Below are 1,003 nucleotides of genomic sequence, written 5' to 3' on the forward strand. Positions count from 1 at the left end.
CACTAATTCTAACTTGGTTGTGTTCCTTTATTTACCAATAACCGCTTTTTCCTTAACATCCTCTTCAACAGTTGAATAATTCTGTTGAACAAACTCCTCAAACAACTCAAAAAAGCGTTCCAAAGCATCCCTCTCATCAGCAGAATAAAACAGAATAATCTTTGCCCAAGATTGGGAAGACTCAACCTTAAATTTTTCTTGAATCCATTCTTGAAATCCATCAAAACAATCGGGAGAATCTAGAGACTTTCCTAACTGATATTGAGCCACATTATAGCCAGACAAAAAAGCTTGCAAACACATAATCGACGCACTACCTAAATAAACATTTGGTTTGTTTTTTACCTTTTGCAATATATCGTAAACAGGCTCCATTTTTTCTCCTATTTATTAACTAAAAAACCATTAAAAAACATTATAAATCAATTTTTGTGACGATAAAAACACCGCCAAAATCTTCAATCAGAGGTCCGCCAAAACTATTTAACCAATCTTCAAGAGGTATTCCATTCGGGTAGATATTATCAAAAACCAGATTAACTACTTCTGATTCTATTTCAACAGAAACAACTATCCCTTGGTGAAAACCATTAGTAGCAACTGGGCGATCGCTTCCTTTGGGATTAGTAATAATAGAAAACGGGAGCTTATTGATTTTGGTACTAATTTTGATTAGCTTACCCCCTATTTGCTCTGCTTCTAAATATTCTTGAATTTCTTCAGAACAAGCTACGCACTGAAAGTTGCCATATTTAGCAGCAATTTGTCGAATATTATCTAGTTGTTCGCCAGTCATTACATAAGTTTACAAATAATTTTTTAGTATTTTAACGCAGAACTTGATATCAACTCTCCTTTGGTGGGAAGTAGTTGGGGAATAGCGTTTGTGGAGCCTAGAGGCAGCTATATCGCTTCGATTCTCTTATTACTTCTTCTCCATCAAATTACTCTTGCCAGTTTTGTTTCGCCCTGGCAAAAATTTCATCAATAGTTTGTTCCCGAA

2 protein-coding genes are annotated in these 1,003 nt (G+C 35.0%); both read right to left on the reverse strand.

What is annotated here, in order from left to right:
- Nucleotides 1-27: 27 nt before the first annotated feature.
- Nucleotides 28-375 carry a hypothetical protein gene (locus F6K40_RS40560; protein WP_293146089.1) on the reverse strand — a complete coding sequence of 116 codons (348 nt, stop codon included), beginning with the start codon at nucleotides 373-375 and terminating at the stop codon, nucleotides 28-30.
- A gap of 40 nt (nucleotides 376-415) precedes the next feature.
- Nucleotides 416-796, reverse strand: a complete 381-nt coding sequence (locus F6K40_RS40565; RefSeq protein ID WP_293146091.1) for a papain fold toxin domain-containing protein — start codon at nucleotides 794-796, stop codon at nucleotides 416-418.
- Between the last annotated feature and the right edge of the window lie 207 nt (nucleotides 797-1,003).

This window comes from Okeania sp. SIO3I5 (assembly GCF_010672085.1).
Lineage (GTDB): Bacteria > Cyanobacteriota > Cyanobacteriia > Cyanobacteriales > Microcoleaceae > Trichodesmium.

What these genes read in the sequence shown, in the direction of transcription:
- F6K40_RS40560 (WP_293146089.1), bottom strand. Translation starts at nt 375, where the DNA reads ATGGAGCCTGTTTACGATATATTGCAAAAGGTAAAAAACAAACCAAAT.
- F6K40_RS40565 (WP_293146091.1), bottom strand. Translation starts at nt 796, where the DNA reads ATGACTGGCGAACAACTAGATAATATTCGACAAATTGCTGCTAAATAT.